Source organism: Lachnoclostridium sp. An118, from assembly GCF_002160985.1.
Taxonomy (GTDB): domain Bacteria; phylum Bacillota; class Clostridia; order Lachnospirales; family Lachnospiraceae; genus Claveliimonas; species Claveliimonas stercoravium.
Genome location: NZ_NFLQ01000013.1, coordinates 79,601 through 96,106, shown reverse-complemented (window position 1 = coordinate 96,106; position 16,506 = coordinate 79,601). Strand labels below are relative to the sequence as shown.

Annotated in this window: 14 protein-coding genes; all 14 read right to left on the bottom strand. The window is 39.0% G+C overall.

Features of this window, described 5'->3' with window-relative positions; all coding sequences use genetic code 11:
* Positions 1–29 precede the first annotated feature (29 nt).
* The 14 genes from B5E62_RS11780 to B5E62_RS11730 all read right to left on the bottom strand — a co-directional run bounded on the left by B5E62_RS11780 (position 30) and on the right by B5E62_RS11730 (position 16,476).
* A complete protein-coding gene (locus tag B5E62_RS11780) occupies positions 30–3,059 on the bottom strand; it encodes a TOTE conflict system archaeo-eukaryotic primase domain-containing protein (protein WP_087174763.1) in 3,030 nt (1,009 codons plus the stop codon).
* 19 nt (positions 3,060–3,078) lie between these two features.
* On the bottom strand, positions 3,079–3,351 hold the full coding sequence (locus B5E62_RS11775) for a nucleotidyl transferase AbiEii/AbiGii toxin family protein (RefSeq protein ID WP_087174762.1): 273 nt from the start codon (positions 3,349–3,351) through the stop codon (positions 3,079–3,081).
* Positions 3,338–3,865 carry a DUF6088 family protein gene (locus B5E62_RS16795; RefSeq protein WP_330398117.1) on the bottom strand — a complete coding sequence of 176 codons (528 nt, stop codon included), beginning with the start codon at positions 3,863–3,865 and terminating at the stop codon, positions 3,338–3,340. Before B5E62_RS16795 ends, B5E62_RS11775 begins: the two co-directional genes overlap by 14 nt.
* Positions 3,866–4,108: 243 nt before the next feature.
* Positions 4,109–4,342: a hypothetical protein gene (locus B5E62_RS16790; protein WP_143468864.1), complete on the bottom strand. Its 234-nt coding sequence runs from the start codon at positions 4,340–4,342 to the stop codon at positions 4,109–4,111.
* A 188-nt stretch (positions 4,343–4,530) separates the two neighbouring features.
* Positions 4,531–5,319 (bottom strand): Fic family protein, encoded by a 789-nt coding sequence (locus B5E62_RS11765; protein WP_087174760.1) that lies wholly within the window; start codon positions 5,317–5,319, stop codon positions 4,531–4,533.
* 314 nt (positions 5,320–5,633) lie between these two features.
* Positions 5,634–5,861 (bottom strand): flavodoxin, encoded by a 228-nt coding sequence (locus tag B5E62_RS11760; RefSeq protein ID WP_330398116.1) that lies wholly within the window; start codon positions 5,859–5,861, stop codon positions 5,634–5,636.
* A 102-nt stretch (positions 5,862–5,963) separates the two neighbouring features.
* A complete protein-coding gene (locus tag B5E62_RS17295; protein WP_242957885.1) occupies positions 5,964–6,572 on the bottom strand; it encodes a DUF6262 family protein in 609 nt (202 codons plus the stop codon).
* A 255-nt stretch (positions 6,573–6,827) separates the two neighbouring features.
* Positions 6,828–7,070, bottom strand: coding sequence for a hypothetical protein (locus B5E62_RS17290; protein WP_242957883.1), 243 nt, complete (start codon positions 7,068–7,070; stop codon positions 6,828–6,830).
* A gap of 20 nt (positions 7,071–7,090) precedes the next feature.
* Positions 7,091–7,744 (bottom strand): hypothetical protein, encoded by a 654-nt coding sequence (locus B5E62_RS17285; RefSeq protein WP_242957881.1) that lies wholly within the window; start codon positions 7,742–7,744, stop codon positions 7,091–7,093.
* A 21-nt stretch (positions 7,745–7,765) separates the two neighbouring features.
* Positions 7,766–7,876, bottom strand: a complete 111-nt coding sequence (locus B5E62_RS17675) for a hypothetical protein (RefSeq protein WP_242957880.1) — start codon at positions 7,874–7,876, stop codon at positions 7,766–7,768.
* A 234-nt stretch (positions 7,877–8,110) separates the two neighbouring features.
* On the bottom strand, positions 8,111–13,996 hold the full coding sequence (locus tag B5E62_RS11745) for an AAA family ATPase (RefSeq protein ID WP_087174758.1): 5,886 nt from the start codon (positions 13,994–13,996) through the stop codon (positions 8,111–8,113).
* 151 nt (positions 13,997–14,147) lie between these two features.
* Entirely contained in the window at positions 14,148–14,819 is a 672-nt protein-coding gene (locus B5E62_RS11740; RefSeq protein WP_087174757.1) for a flavodoxin, read from the bottom strand.
* Positions 14,820–14,930: 111 nt separating this feature from the next.
* Entirely contained in the window at positions 14,931–15,383 is a 453-nt protein-coding gene (locus B5E62_RS11735) for a flavodoxin (RefSeq protein WP_087174756.1), read from the bottom strand.
* Between the two features lie 190 nt (positions 15,384–15,573).
* Entirely contained in the window at positions 15,574–16,476 is a 903-nt protein-coding gene (locus B5E62_RS11730) for a permease (RefSeq protein ID WP_087174755.1), read from the bottom strand.
* Positions 16,477–16,506: the final 30 nt, after the last annotated feature.

Sequence of the window (16,506 nt, the reverse complement as noted above, 5' to 3'; positions counted from 1 at the left end):
GTTTTGTGTTTCCACATTCCCCAGAATAGTTATTCCAGAAACCCAATCTCCAGCAGTTCCTGAGCAATCTCCCTACTCTTCACTCTCATCAAACCATCTTCTTCCTTTGCATTAGACAGCAGATTCACACTTCCATACCAGACGATTTCTCTGTCAATCAAAGCAAAATGTTCATGCATCCCCGTCTTCTCCAGCACAGTCACTCCCGATTCTATCAGTTCGGCAATCAGTCCTTTCGTCTTTTCAATTCGCTGTTGTGGGTAATTGTCCGCCGACAGCGTCAGTAGTGTAATCTTCACACCGCTATCATGTCGTTCTTCCAAAGTTTTTAAAATTCTGTGTACCCCCTTTACACCGATTCCAGGGCTGGAAATCACAATCTCCGTATCGGCTTGCGCCACATCTCTTTCAAATACAGACGTATAGGATTCGCTGTCAAATATGGCATTAGTCTCCTGCTTTTTCTCTGCCTCATTCATAACGATCTCATATCCGATCTTCTTATATACTCTCAGTCTTTTATAATACATTTTATCCAATACACGGATATGCGCATCCACATAGTCATATATGATGACCTTCCGTTTGCCTTCATAATCCCTGTGTAGTCTTCCGGAATACTGCTCCACATTCCCCTGCCAGGCAATGGGAGTTGTCAGCATCATTGTGTCTAGCCTTGGGTAGTTAAAACCTTCTCCGATATATTGTCCGATGGCAACAAGAACCATTGATTCATTTACCGGAACATTTTTCATATTCTCACGGATCTGCTCGTTTTCCTTTCTGCTTCTGCCGCCTTTAAGCAGGAATATATGATCCGCCTTATCCCGGAGCATAGCAAGCAATATATCTGCATGATCTCTGAATTTTGTCAAAACGAGTGGAGTCCTGCCTTGCCTCAGACATTCTTCTACATCAGATATAATTTGCCTGTTTCTCACATCACTGCCGCGCACTGCGGCATATGCTTCATTGATCTTCCAGTCCTGTCCTGTAGTATTGATCAGCCTTGTAAATCTCGGATATACATAATGCGCAATTCCCTGAAGTTTCACTTTATCTTTTGCGCTGAAACGGTATCTGACTGGTCCGATCTGCATAAATATTTTTTGTTCCTGTCCGTCATCCCGTTTGGGAGTTGCGGTCAGGCCATAAACATATCTGGCAGAGACTTCTTTCACTACTGCCTCTGCGGTATCCGATGCACAGTGATGACATTCATCTATGAGTACCATTCCATAATCCTTCACAACTGTATCAATATTTCCAGGTTTTCCAAGAGATGATATCATCACCACATCAATAATCCCTGTCATGGAATCATGTCCTGCATAGCGGGTTCCGATCACACTTTTTCTCCGTTTCACACGCCCCTTCGGCGTCGTGTACTCAGGCGGTTCTTCGTTAATATCAAGGAATTTCTGAAGATCTTCCACCCAGTTATTCATAATTTCCTTATTATGTACCAATATAAGAGTATTCATCTTTCTTGCTGCAATCAGATATGCACCTACTGCTGTTTTTCCAAAGGCGGTCGCTGCATGCAGGATTCCATTTTCATACCGCAGCATTTGTTCTGACGCTTTTCTTTGCTCCGGATAAAGTTCCGCAGAAAAATCCACACAGATACTCTTTCCTTTTTGTCTCTCATCACTGACCTCATACGGGATTCCTGCTTCCTTCAGCTTTTCTGACAGGATTTCCCTGAGGCCTCGTGGAATGCTGATGTAATCATCAAACTCTTCAAAACATGCCACAATCCTCGGGTTATCTCTGTTAGAGAACCCCATCGCGTGATTTTTATAATATTGAGGATTGCTATACGCAGCCATACGACGTAAGGTGTTCTGCAGCCTTGGCTGAAGATTTTCCTTTTCAACGTATATTCCATTTGCAAGGACAAGTTGAATCTGTCCGGAAACATCTTCCGGATAAAACTGAAGTTTTCTCTTCTTCCAGGGTTTTGACTTCTTACCAGATTTCTGACTTGCAGTCTGATGACTGTTTTCCTCTTCGTCCATATTTTCAAAATCTGAGAGTGCGCCTAAGACTCCCTCTTCTGACCATTCATTTATCTTCTTATCAATATATTCTTTCGACAGTTTCTTTACGTTCTGTAACTGCTGCCACTGATTCGGATATACATTCCAATCCTGATCTATAAATGCGCTGTTTCCCTTTTTTAATGCCTGTCCCTGTAAAGGAAGCGCGATCAGATTTCCAAGTCCGCCCACAGGCATATGATCCTGAGCCGGGAGCATCCTGTCGTATGTCCGAAAGCTCTTTTGATTTACAGACTCCGCTCCTTTTGTCAGAAGTGCAGTGCCAAAAAGCCTTGCTGTTCTCGCCGGAACAGGTTCCTGAAAAAACATCCAGATATGCGCTCCTTTTCCAGAACGAGAACGCTCCGTCAGGATATCCACTCCATAAATCCTGCAAATCTCGCGCAGAGCATTTACTTCTTCCCTCCAGAGTTCATCTGTATTGGCATAATCATCCCCATTCGTAGTATCATCATGATTGTCAAAATCAAATACAAGGAAATTGCAAGTCTCATCAGGCAGCATCGGGTAGACGCCTATCACGTCCGAACAGTCTTCTCTTGCACCTGTCAAATGCTGCATGATCACTTTGCCTGTAAGCTCTTTGTAATGCTGTTCCGGGCAGTCCGCACATTTTATTTTCTTTTTTTCATATTTCGGACAAATACCCGGCTTCCAGTAATTCCAGCATTGCGTATAATATCCTGTTTTCCCGGTCTTAGGATTCGGCTTTCCTGCCCTTTTACTGTATACATCTTTCCGTCCTTTGAAAAAAGAATAGAAATACTGGACGTGCTTCTGAGTGATTGTTTCCGGGATGATAAATTGCTCCCTGACTGTTTCCGTTTTACTCATGACAGAATCCTTCTGCAGGGCAGCCGGTCTTTCCTTTTCCTGAATACCTTTTCCATAGGGAATACCTGCTTGGGACAAAAGTAACTGAAGGCACTTAATTTCTTCATTTAATAAACGGATTTCTTCTCTCTGTTCCTGAATGATCTTATCTTTATTATCCATATTTTTACCTGTTTGATTTCTAAAAAGAATTCTTAAGTTTTTTCCTTCTACTCTCTCCTATATGCTCTTTGAAAGTAATATCAATATCTTCAGAAAAACGATTGATTACATGATATCCTTTGGATAAAGACGTCCCTCCATCGAAAATACACAGATCAAGCTGCTCTGACAATAATTTCAGGATCAGTGTAACATAGTAATCTTTTTCTACTACTATAGGTGTTCTTCCACTTTGCTCAGCAGTCTGTTCCACCATATCCTTAAACATTTCTCTATCCTTATGAAGATACATACTCCACCTCCGTTTCATATATTGCTTTATATATCTTAATCGGATAATTTGCAATAAACCTGTCGATTTTTTTCTTTGTAATAGCATTTTTTCTGGCATATTCTGTCAAAATCCTTCCGCATTTTTCCGGCTCCATCTCTGTGCATTTTTCAATATCCTTCAGACAATCCAGAAACTGCAGCACCGGCGCATTTTCTTTCGTCACCTCCACCACTGGTCTTCTGATAAGGTATTGCCTGTTTTTAATCGTTATTTTCCTTACCAATGCCGGAGCAAAATTGCTGCTTATCTCCTGAGTAAGCGGAACCTGCGTGGATAATCCCATGCGGTTTGCCAATGTATAGCCGGAATAGTAACCCACCCGCTTTCCCCTGCGCAAGATATACTTATGAACAGCTACTGTATCCGGGGACAAAGACATTCGCTCACCGAAAATATCCGTTTTAGGGAAATAGTATACTCCCGGTTCAAATCGGCATATGGTTCCACTGTCAGTAAGTTTTTTTAATGATATCTAAGATTTTCTTCTGTCATCCCTGGGATATCAATATCTCCGGTAAAAATAGGTTCTCCTGGAATATAATTTTCTTTCAAATATTCATATAACATAATCGCTTTCCTTTCATTAAGTAAATATTTTATTTACTTATCGTTAGTATACTTAAAATTATTTTCTTTGTCCATCGCATCTGATTTATTCATATTGTTTCCATCTACATCACTGTTTAACAGGACATATTGCCCTATTAATGTCCTATTAATATCTTATTAAACACAGTTTTAGAAATTCAAAATGCCATTTAAAAATACCTTTTGTCACTTTAAATGGCACATAAAAAGGCAGGATGCACACCCCGCCCGCATTTCTGACTATTCTGTTCTCAATATTTACAGTCCCAGTCCATTCACCCATTCCTGAACATCCGCTCCTGACCGGAATCATTGTTTTTCCTGTGAAACCATTGTTCTCCACAAAGGTATTCATGGCCATGCCGCAATCCCCCACCAGATCGGATACTAAACCGAAGGTCGTTTCTCCTAGTCCTTGATTTTACTGGGCTTAACAGGATATAAAAGTGTGGCATCTTCTTTCAGACACACATCCAGTATAATGTCCACGATTGGGTTACATTTTGTCCGGATGACCTTCTGTTACAGATCCTATCGATTCTATCTGTTTTAAATATGTTTCATTTCCTTTTTCTGTTTCTCCCGATCTTTGGAAAGTTTCAAAGCCAGGCTGCGGACTCTTTCAAAAGATTCCAGTTCGCTTTTCAACAAAACATAGACCATTTCTGAGAGGTCTTTCCTTTTGTCGTACCTTCTGAATGCTTCTCTGTACTTTCCGGTCGGCGGGATTGAGACAGGCAGCAACCCGTTATTGATCAGTTGCTGATTAATGATCATCCTCCCGGTTCTTCCGTTTCCATCTGCAAAAGGATGGATCCGTTCAAACCGGACATGATCGGCTGCAATTTTTTCAAAAATCTCTTTCACTGTCACCGCTTCTATATTTGTTTCTCTGATCCAGCTTTTCATAAGCCCCGGAATATCCTGCGGATCTGGCGGATAGTATACAGCTTCCGACAGATTTCCAATATAAACCGTGGTATCTCTATACTCTCCCTGCATATGTCTGATATAGCCATTCGCCTTCTGGATCCACTCTTCATCAATGACTGCTTTCGCAAAGGGAAGCAGCATTTTCTGAATTGCATAGTGCGCATTTTTTGCGTCTGTATATTCTGAATAAGTATGGTTCGATCTTACTTCATCGTAATCGATCACTGCAATTGTTTCTTCCAGCGACAGTGTATTCCCCTCGATTGCATTTGTACTCCAGGAAAACCTCTTAGCAAAATCTTCGACAAACGGCTGACTGATCAACGGATTTTCCATAAGCTTAAAAATTTCCTCTTTTTGTGTTTCAATCTGTAAGATTCTATTTTTGTTGTCAAATAATGGCATGGTATCTGCCTCCTAATATATAATAAAATGAGCGGTTTCCGCTTTTCTGATATTATCCTGCCCACAAAAGAAGCAGCCTTTGTCCTATGCATTCTTGGCTTCTTTTTCCACATAGTATATCATAGAATCATAGCAATATCTATCAGAATATCAGCATAGTTATTGTTCCTCACAATAAGTGAATTATCTTTTTACTTATTTTCAAGAAATTCAAAATGTCATTTAAAAATACCTTTTAGCACTTTAAATGGCACATAAAAAGGCAGGATGCACATACACCCCGCCCGCATTTCTGACTATTCTGTTCTCAATATTTACAGTCCCAGTCCACTCACCCATTCCTGCACATCCGCTTCATCGGGGCTGGAGCCAAATCTCATGCCTTCCTGCCAGTCGCCTGTCCCGGCCATATCTGCCAGCAGTTGTCCGCTGTCGCCAAGTCCGGAGGAAGCGGAGGTCGCGAAGGGAATCACTGTCTTTCCTGTGAAGTCGTTGTTCTCCACAAAGCTGTCCACCGGCCACGCAGCTTCGCCCCACCAGATAGGGGTATAAAACCGGTTGATTTATAAAAAATGCCTATTTTTAGCATTTTAACACAATACACACTTTTTCAGCATTCTCATGCTTTCTTATAATCTGATCTCCTATTTCATTGTCAGCCTTTCCAGTTTTCTTGTCAGCATTATATTCTCTCTTTTCAAGCGTTCATTTTCTTCTAACAACTTTTTTATCTCATTCTGATAGATTTCCACCTGTTTCTCCATGCTTTTCTCGCGAACTTCCCGCTTAATCTGCGCCAATTTACCCTGATCTATCTTTTCCCGCTCTTCCTCCAGCACAGACTTTACTTGTTCATTTTTGTAAAAGAAACCTCTGGACAGCCCTGTATTTTGTGAAAGTTCAGACACCGATAGCACTTTACCTTCCGAAGCAGCTCTGCGTATTTCTTCTACAGCAAGTTCAATTTTTCTTCTGCTTTCCTGCCGATTAGCCTCATTCATCTTATCGTATTTTGCCATCACTAAATTTTCTCCCAGGCTGCTTTCCATTTTTGCATAAAACTCCATCGACTTTTTCACCAGTTCTTCATCCAGCAATCCGATATTTTTCTTTACAATTTCATCTGTTTGATAACCCATATAATCACGAATTACCTGAATCGAAGTGCCACTTCTATAAAATGCTTTACACACTTCTTTTTGGTAGCCATTACCTTTAAACACATACACATCCATCAAAATATCGGACTGCATTGTTTCATAATCGCATTTTGAAATCCTTCAGCAGTAAACCTTTTGCCGTTATTTAGGAAAAGCAGATTTTCTCCACAGGTATGTGGTTTCTATCCGAAAATCTCAGAACAAGCCAATGCAAAACATCCGGAATTGGTATACTTCTGGTGGTATCCGGTACCTTCATCCAACTATTTTCATCTTCATAGTAAAAATCTGCATTTCTCAAAAGAAACAGTTGGCCCTTTTTTATACCTGTAGTAAGCAGGATGAGGCTCATAATCCGCAGATTCTCCGGGAATTCTGAGCTATCAGCAGATCAAGTTTTTGATCCAGGTTATCGATTTCATTTACACCCGGATAACTCTTCTTATAATACAGTGGAATCGGATTTGAAAACTCTTCAATATAATCTGTCACTTGCAAATAATGTAAAAATATTGAAATGACCTGCAGCTTATTATTATAACTCTGAGCAGTAATATGACTCATGGACAGGCTTTTTAAATATTCTTCCATGGAATTGCGATCAATATCTGTTATGACCTTTCCACACAGTCTTCCAGAAAACTTAAAAATTCTTTGATATAGGTATGATGAATACGGATGGTTCCTAAATTTAAAGATGTAACTGTCAAAAGATATTTCAGGTATCTTTGCAAGCCCTGACCCTGACGATTCTCGTAAAAATGAATGTCTAAAAAGGAAAAACTCTCAACAGCATTACTACGGCTATATCTCTCTGAGGAAATATTCAGCCTTTCCGTAAACCAGACATTAGCTTCCCAGTTTATATTCTTAGATTCCAGAAACAACAACTTGCGGCAAAATAGAATAAATTTTTTCGGACTCGAACAAGGATTGCCATATTGCCGCTTAAGCATGAAAGAGTATTCCTGCTCCTGAGCCTTCTCCATCTTCATAATATCTTTCAATCCACTTTTTTCAGCATAGCAAAACAGGCACTTGAGTGGAAGCAAGTACCTGTTTCGTCTCTCTTCTCGATTTTTTATTGATTTTACAATCTCGTTCAGAAGTAATTCTATCTGCATCTTAATCTTTTCATCAAGAGCTATGCTGAAATCCCAGTACAGTATTCTCTGGTCCACTTCTTTTTCAAAAGATCTGGCAACAGTACCGCTGAGATATTCCGGCAGATAGATTTCCTGTTCAAGCGGAAGTTTTTTCTTCATATCTTTTCTCTTAGTAAAATCCTATTTTACAATCCATTGTCCTGATCTACAACCACCGACACATTCAATCATTCCATCTTCCTGCATCATTTTCATAAGACGTTTTACTTTTCGTTCGGAACAATCAAGCATTAGGGCAATCTGTGACTGCGTTATATGAGAATTTTTCTTTATTATAAATAATATTTTTCTTCCAAAGCGTCATTTAAAGTGCCATCCAAAGTGCCATTTTGTCCCTTTGGAACTTTAGCGCCCATTAGAGGTGTAAATTTCACCATAATATCCTCTTATTGTTTTATAACTGTCCATATGACAATCCTCTCAAAAACGCTGATTTCTAGGGCAGTAATATTGATACTTATATCCCTAATCAAATTCCTTAATCACTATATCTGCCACATCATTTATTAAATTTGGTACACCAACTTGATATAAGGTTTTTTCCAACTCTTTTTTATATATAATCCATCGTTGCAAATATGGCTGGTTGCTATGATAGCGGTTTCCGATACTTCCCCTATTTCCATAATAAGTTTCAAATCGTCCAATTATTTTTCCTTTATTATCTATCACTTTTAATCCATCATAGCATACTTCAACTTGCCATTCAAAAAATTCAAGTGCCTTTTTGCTAAATCCACAGACAATGTTGCTCTGTTTAAAGCTTTCTATTCCGTTATGATGCAAGGTAATATTGAAATGTGTATCTTCGATAAAATCATATCGGCATTGCAAAAACATTCGGGAGTTTCTTTCATATGAGTATGCAGCATATTCTGGTTTCATTCCAGGTATATTCCAATAGGAAAGCAAGTACCCCAAAATCTCTTTCTTATAGGTATAATCAACCACACATCCACCAAGTAGTATTTCATCCTCTGCCAATCCGGTATTCAAGATTTCTTTGATACTCTTAATTTGGCTCGACTTGCTAATTTCTGGAAATTTTTCAACATTGTCTATTAATGCCCCATTATTATAATTCCAATGCATTGGTGTCACTAACATAATAAATGGCTCAGAAGCAGATAAAATTGTCCTTGCAATTGTCATCTCTTCATAATCCCACCTACCAGCAACCCAATCTTTATATAATACCCTTAGGAATGCTCTATTAACTTTATCAACAACGATTTTGTAACTTAAAGATGGCCGATTTAATTTAATGAGTCCTTGAATATCCGAAATCGTATGTGAATAATCCGCTGTTCTTTTTTCAACATCATCTAAATTTACATTCAATTTGTTTTCAATAAGCTCTTTCATCTCCATAACGCAATCCGAACCATTAATCCAGGTTGTATTTCGTTTGGTTTTAATCAAACGTTTTAATCCATAAGCCGGAATATCGCCGAAGTATTGCTGTGTCTTTTTTATATACCCCGAAAATAGCTCCGGACACATATTTTCAAATAATAAATTGGCATAAAGAGCTACATTAAAATCTTCATCCGCCCTATGTAAAGCTATAATTTTTTGAAGTATAGGCTTGCTTTTAACGTCCTCGTGCCATAATAATTCATATAGCATCATTAACCATTCTTTCGCGCGATAATGATATTGATTCCAATCTATTTCTATATTTTCAATATATAGATTGTTGTTCTTTATTAATGCATATAATCCTGTCAAAGCAACTCGCACAGCATCTGCATCCTCAGATAAGATTATATTTTTCAGAATTTGGTAAAATAATGTCCCTATGCTAGTAGATTTCTTCCAATCAATCAAACTACAAAAATTATAGTTTTCCGATAATTCTGGCTCCTCAAAGTGTCCTGCTGCAGTCATCCAACTTCTTTGCATACAAATAATGTCATCTAAACCAGACTTGCAATAGTCTTCCCCTTTTTGGAAAATCTTCCATTTAACAAGTTCTGGCAAATCATACTCAAAATATCTATGTTCTTTCTGCAATACATTTTCCAAATACGCTTTTATGATCTGATCAGAGGTGTCCTCTCCAACAACCTCCATCAGGTATTCAATAAGAGAATTATGTTGTATACTATATGATTCTTTTTCAAATTCAAATTTCAATAAATTCTCTAATACTTTGTCATGTATAGCTCCCTCGCTTTTCAATAATTCTACATTTTCTTTTAGTTCAGACTGGCTCAACGAATTATTATTGTCTTCCATATAAGCTACAATATCAGCCTCTGAAACTATTTTTGTACTTTTGCAGACTTTTCCATCACACCACCGATCTGGGATTATATACTTTACGGGATCACCAATCAAATCAATATATGCGGCACCATAATATTTTAACTGATCATAAATTGTATAAATTCCGTTACTTTCTGCACAGATTTCAATTGCTCTTTGCAAAGAATGAATTGTATCATGGTTATCCTCATTTCTCCAATCCAATAACCCCATTCCAATTGCCCATATCTCAATTAATTCACTCTCGTCTAAATGCGCTTTTTTTAAATATCCTATAAGTCCCTCTACAAAATAAGAGGGTGTTGAAAATGTTTGTGATAAATAATGCTGATTTTGTAATATATCTTTGATTTTAAGGATTCCACATCCAAATAAATCCGAATAGATTTTGCAATTAAGTCTATATTCAAGACGATTATCCCCTATTTCTTCCATCTTATCTGAAATTTCTTTTATTGTCTCAGCATACTTAAATATATAACTATCATCATATTCAACTAACCTACTATACCACTGTAGCATATCATCTCCAGAATATTCTTTATGAGACACATATCCAATGACTGACCATTGAGCCTTTTCTAACGCTTCAGATACATCAATTACATCTTCTGTATCATATTTCTCTTTTACCCGAATAAATGATTGGATTATTCTATTTCTTTCACTCAAACTCTCAGTCCAGACTTTTCCATTTTCTTTCAACCAATCATCAAACCACATCTGTATGCGTTCTTTATCGTTTTGATAATAAAATATCCCCGCCTCAAGCAATTGATTAACTGGATTAGTAGAAAATATCTGTATGCATATTTCATCTACGACCTTCTTATACTGCATACCGCCCTTGGAAGAAAGGATAATGTAAGCTTTAAGAATATAGGCTCTTAAATACATTGTCTCGAAATCCCTGTCATTTGGATGCCATGTTTTCAAAAACAATGCACTCATAAGTTGCCTTAATTCGCGAGGATCTTCTAACAGTTCTTGATTTGAATGCTTTTTCTTTAACCATTTGCCTAAAAAGCACATATTATTAAAATACACACCAAAATATGCTCTCTTCTGATAAGAATGATTCGCCATATATCTATCTGTTATTACAGAAGCAATTTCTGTTCTTGATACTCCCTCTTGTAAATATGCCGCTACAATTGCATACATACTATAATAGGTCATAAGATTTTCAATCGTTTCATCCGGCAGTTCAACTTTTTTAATCGAATCCCATAGTTTATCTGTATCCTCTGCTGACCAATAAATTCTGCTAGATATTATCTGCATAAAAGTATCTATTAAGATACCCATACTACTATCAAATAGTCTTTTATAAACAGTTCTCTCTATATAATGAATATCAGAATATCTGTTTTCATCTAAGAGTTTCTTTATTCCTTCAACTAGTGGATTAATATAAATTATTTCTAACGTTCCTAATACATTTACTAATTTCTTACCGCGCAAATGCTGGAACGCATACTTTAATATAGCTTCAACAAGGTTATAGACAAAAGGACTATTATCTTTTGCCAACAATCTGCTTCCTTTCATGATATCCAACGCTCCAGATAAACCAATACACTCCCCAAAATCTACCGCAAATTTTTTCAATTTTGGAGAAAGAAAATCCTCCTCTTCCTGAGCATACTTAATGATTGTCCATATTTGTGTAATATTAGTTCCTGAAAACCAACGACAAAATAAACCAATAGCCCTTTGACACTCATTATTCAAATATAACGATTTTATCACAGTCAAAACATTACTTAATATATCAATATTCCATGATGTTACCGGCTCCACAAAACATTCATATGGATGGATGTCCATTACATGTACAGTTCTCCGAAAATCACAATCCTCTATCTCATATTGGCTTTTTTCTATTTGGTCAATTGTCATATACCCAATTGCCAATGTTCGCATCTGATCCCAATTTATTTTTTTCTTTGAAATTATATTTTTTAATATTTCTGCTGATAGTTCTCTTAATTCACTAGTTTCCACTCCATTTACATATGCTTCAATTATAAAATCCGCTGAATATACCTTTTCGAATTCGTCCTCACGTCCAGCTCCTTTTAGAAATCTGAAAATATCATAGTAATAAGCCCTGCTCTTTTGTTCTAATTTCAAATAATAATCTACTAAATTTCCGTAAATTTCTTTTACATGATCTGTATCTAAACCTATTACTCCCGAAAGATATACTCTCACATCATTATGTAAAATAACATACTTACCATCGTGCTCCTCAAGCAATGGACTTAATGCTTTTAAGACGTTTTCCCATATAGAGATTGACACAGACTCTTTTGCATATATATTATGCAATTTTTCAGCTGTGATAGGTTCATTAAAAAAAGCAAACGCACCGGCAATTTTATAGTCAATAAATGGAATAGATGAGATTCTACTTTTTGCCTCATCCCATATAGCTTTATAATATTCTTGAATATTTCCACTTAATTTTCTATTTTTGAGGTTCTGTTCCAAGAGAATCAAATTAGGCTGTTTCACAGCTTCATGAGTCGCAAAAATAGCAGCTAAAGTGTTTCCTTCTGCGTACTTCTCTATCAACTCGGTCATTTGGAAATTTTGTTCCCTTGTATGCCCTGGGAACTTATCCTCAACCAATGACATTATATCTTTCCCACTCAATTGCGGAGCTTCTATCTGCTTAACATAAATAGAATCATAAAATAGCCAAGAAGGATAATTGGGATAACTTTCTTTTGGTTGGCCAGCAAGAATAATTTTAACATTTGCAGGCATATATTCAGGATTGGGCAATGTTGGCAAAAAAGTATCTTCATAAACCCCTGCCCTTGCTGCATGATCAATTCCGTCAATCGCAATTACAAAAGTTCGTCCACAGTCGGAAGCATATGCTGATGCTATTTCAAAAAATTTATTTCGTAGTTCTTCTGTATCCATTAAATCATTTACTACAGGAACATGATATTTTAGCAAACTGCCTTTTAATACTTTTCTAAGCTGATTAAATAGTTCATTCCAAAAGTTTACTATGTTGACACGCTGTGAAACATCCATCGGCAAATATTCTTTAGCTGGATTAATTGGCTCATATGCATAATACCTTATATCTACAACACTTGAACGTTTATTGCATATTTTACTGATAATGTTTGTTTTTCCTGTTCCAGGAATCCCTGACAAGAAAAGCACCTTGCTGTTCCCTTCCAGTATCTCCCCCTCAATTTCATTTACTAAGCCATTGCGACTTTCAAAAAACGGATCAGCTGGAATAAGATCATGATTATAAGTACTATAATTCTCAGACAGTGAAAGCTTGTTATATACATCTTCCCCTGTAATTCTTGTACCTTTTCTTATAGATGAAGTCCACTCTCTTAATGCATGATCCAACCTTGTTAGCAAAATTTGCGCAATAGCGCCATTAACATTAAAAGTTACCTCTAAACGCTTTAGTAAATCTTTTTCTATTTCTTCCAACCCCATTTGATCAGTTTTAATATGAAGATTTTTCAAAAAGGCTAATTTATCTTTATCATCTTCGATACAAATCAACTGATTCTTCCATTCTTCCCAAGCATCTTCATAGCCTGGAAATTTTAATTCCTCAAAGCTTTTAATACTAAGTAGTTGCTCATGTAAAGACTCTAAAAATTTCTTTAATGCAGGACGTTTAATACATCTATTTTCCCCAGCAGACGCAGGACGCGTTCCTTTTTTTCTATTTGTAAATAAAAGAATCTTTGCATCTTGATAATTATTTTTTTCATCATTCCAAGATTTTGCAAGTTCACCCAAAAGAGAATATTTGCTAGTTTCTTCTTTATCTTGATTAACCGAAACAAGATCTCCAAAAGTAAGCGTATTCTCTGTTCGAGTGTGCTTGACTTGAACAAATAGTTTTTTACCATTCTCATATGTAACAACTACATCATCTAATCCAAGTTGAACATTTGCCTGCAGTTCTACATACAAAATCTTATTATCTGGATTAAGCATATCAATAATATACTGTTGTCCTACGGACCATTCATACCAATAAGGATCACCCATTCCTGGCTTTGTTTTATCTGTATAAATCATGTATTTAGACTCCATACTTTTTATTAAAGTATATCATTTTTCTGCTTAATTGAAATAGATAATCTTGCAAACTACTTACTGGTCAAAATTAAAAAAATCCAGAAAGGCATGACCTTCTCTCAGATCATGCCTTTAAAAAACGAATATTTAATTACAATCCTAAACTATCTACCCAAACTACAACATCCTCTTCAGAAGCGCTTGACCGGAATCTCACACCTTCTAACCAGTTGCCCGTTCCTGCCATTTCCTCCAACAGTTGTCCGCTATCTCCTATTCCAGAAGACGCCGATGTACAGAATGGAATTACAGTTTTTCCAGTAAAATCATTATTCTCAATAAACTGATTTACCGGCCATGCAGCTACTTGCCACCAGATAGGATAACCCACAAAAATATTTTCGTACTCATCAAATCCCTCTACCGTCGCAGAAACCAGTTCCACATCTCTCAGGCTTTCATCTGCATATTCCTGAGATACACGACTGTTCTCATCATTATAATTCAGATCCTCATCTGTATAAGGTTCTATCGGCTCCAGTTCAAATAAATCTCCTCCTGTGGCATCTGCAATGTAATTTGCCACTGCTTCGGTATTTCCTGTTGCGGAATAGTAAACCACCAGCGTTTTCCCATCTGATGCAACGCCGTCTGACGTATTCTCCGTATTCGCTTCTGTATCTGAACTTGTTTCATCTGCAGACTGATCGGACTGTGCCGTACTGTCACTCTGATCCTGAGTATCTTCTGAAGCACCACATCCACTCAGCAAACCTGCTGTCATAACACCTGCAATAAGTAATGATAATAATCTCGTTTTCATGCTTAGAGTCTCCTTTCACTCTTTCTTGATCTATATCATCGCTATACACAGTATGTCTTTCTATTTGTGTATAGCGTAGTTTTCTACCTCATTTTTCAAACGCTATACACTCTATACACGGGCAAAACCCTGCTCCAGATTAGGATATCCGACAAAAATGGTGTCGTAGTCATCCAGGCTTTCGATGTGTGTGGAGAGCTCGGGCCTGGCGTCCTCATCCTGCTCATCCGCCGCATAGTCGATGAGGTCGCCTCCGTCCGCCGGGTACACCTCCTCAGTCTGGATAGAGAACAGGTCTCCTCCGGTCTGTGCCTGGATCATCTCGGCTAAGGCCTGCATCCTTCCCTTGGCCTCCCCGTCCACATCGGAATAGCTCGCGGAGGCCTCCGCGTCCACACCGCTGTTCTCAGCAGCCGTAAAGTAGGCAATGAGTATCCTGCTGCCGGAATCTGTGTTCTCTCCTGCGCTGCCGGAGTCTGGATTTTCCCCTGCCCCGCATGCGGTGAGTGAGGCCGCCAGGGCAGCGGTCAGGAACAGAGCTGCATATTTTTTCTTGGATGTCATAGAAATCTTCCTTTCCAATATAGAAAAACTGTCTTTTCTTTTACAGCTCCAGTATAAAAGAAAAGGCAGTGTATCAGAAGTTTCTATTAGTTTTTTAGTATTAACCCAGAGGTTTGGTATGTACCCTTGCGCGCACTCCGGCGCCTCTTCTCCCGGCTGCTATCCGGAGCGCTCCGCTTCCGGGCCCGCCCTACACGATGATATTTACAGCAAGTCCCGTTAAGAGAGAAAATCCCATGACGAACGCCAGGTAGAGAAGAAAATGCCGAAGTCCCAGCACGATCTTCAGGGCTCCCAGATTTGTTATCTTGGTGGCCGGCCCGGTGACCATGAAGGAGGCGGCAGCTCCCATGCTCATCCCTGATGCCAGCCACTGCTGCAGAAGGGGGATGGTTCCCCCGCCGCAGGCGTAGAGGGGCACGCCGATAGTGGCCGCCAGCAGGAGGCCGAACCCCTCGTTTTCCCCGAACAGGCTCGCAAAGGCGTCCGCCGGCACATAGCGCTGGAACAGGGCCGAAAGAAGGACTCCCATCAGAAAATAGAGTCCTGTAGCCCGGACATTCCTCCCCAGGTTTTTGAGGAAACGCCACAATGGGCTGGGGTCAGTGTCCCTGCTGGCTGCCGGGGCAAACCCGTCAAAGTGAAAGAACTCCCTCTCCCTGAAGACAAAGCGCACCGCCGCGCCAGCCGCCATCCCGCAGAGACTGCAGCTTATCACGCGTACAGCCAGGGCCGTGCCCCCAAGAGCCGTGCTGTAGAGCACCAGCTGAGGATTGAGAAGGATGCTGCTCATCATAAAAGCCGCCAGCCAGTCGTCCCGCATCCCCTGTCTGGAGAAGGAGGCTGCTATGGGAATGGTCCCGTACATGCACAGAGGGGAGAGGATGCCAAGGAAGCTTGCGGGCACAACGCCCCAGATTCCTATTTTTTTGTCCCTCAGCCCCGCAAAAAGGCTGTGGATAGCGTTTTTGGCAAAGACGGAGATAAAAGACCCGATCACCATTCCAAGCACCCAGTAGAGGAATATCTGCCGGAGCTGCACCATAAAGTAATAGCTGACGTAGATGAACTCTCTTTCCAGCACTTCCGCCATGTCCGCCTCCTTCCACTCCTTTATCCCACT

Bases quoted from the DNA above. Each gene is read 5' to 3' on its own strand.
- B5E62_RS11765 (WP_087174760.1), bottom strand. From the start codon at position 5,319: ATGCCATTATTTGACAACAAAAATAGAATCTTACAGATTGAAACACAA.
- B5E62_RS11735 (WP_087174756.1), bottom strand. From the start codon at position 15,383: ATGACATCCAAGAAAAAATATGCAGCTCTGTTCCTGACCGCTGCCCTG.
- B5E62_RS11775 (WP_087174762.1), bottom strand. From the start codon at position 3,351: ATGTATCTTCATAAGGATAGAGAAATGTTTAAGGATATGGTGGAACAG.
- B5E62_RS11780 (WP_087174763.1), bottom strand. From the start codon at position 3,059: ATGGATAATAAAGATAAGATCATTCAGGAACAGAGAGAAGAAATCCGT.
- B5E62_RS17295 (WP_242957885.1), bottom strand. From the start codon at position 6,572: ATGCAGTCCGATATTTTGATGGATGTGTATGTGTTTAAAGGTAATGGC.
- B5E62_RS11740 (WP_087174757.1), bottom strand. From the start codon at position 14,819: ATGAAAACGAGATTATTATCATTACTTATTGCAGGTGTTATGACAGCA.
- B5E62_RS11745 (WP_087174758.1), bottom strand. From the start codon at position 13,996: ATGATTTATACAGATAAAACAAAGCCAGGAATGGGTGATCCTTATTGG.
- B5E62_RS11730 (WP_087174755.1), bottom strand. From the start codon at position 16,476: ATGGCGGAAGTGCTGGAAAGAGAGTTCATCTACGTCAGCTATTACTTT.
- B5E62_RS17675 (WP_242957880.1), bottom strand. From the start codon at position 7,876: ATGCTTGATTGTTCCGAACGAAAAGTAAAACGTCTTATGAAAATGATG.
- B5E62_RS17285 (WP_242957881.1), bottom strand. From the start codon at position 7,744: ATGAAGAAAAAACTTCCGCTTGAACAGGAAATCTATCTGCCGGAATAT.
- B5E62_RS17290 (WP_242957883.1), bottom strand. From the start codon at position 7,070: ATGGAAGAATATTTAAAAAGCCTGTCCATGAGTCATATTACTGCTCAG.
- B5E62_RS16790 (WP_143468864.1), bottom strand. From the start codon at position 4,342: ATGGCCATGAATACCTTTGTGGAGAACAATGGTTTCACAGGAAAAACA.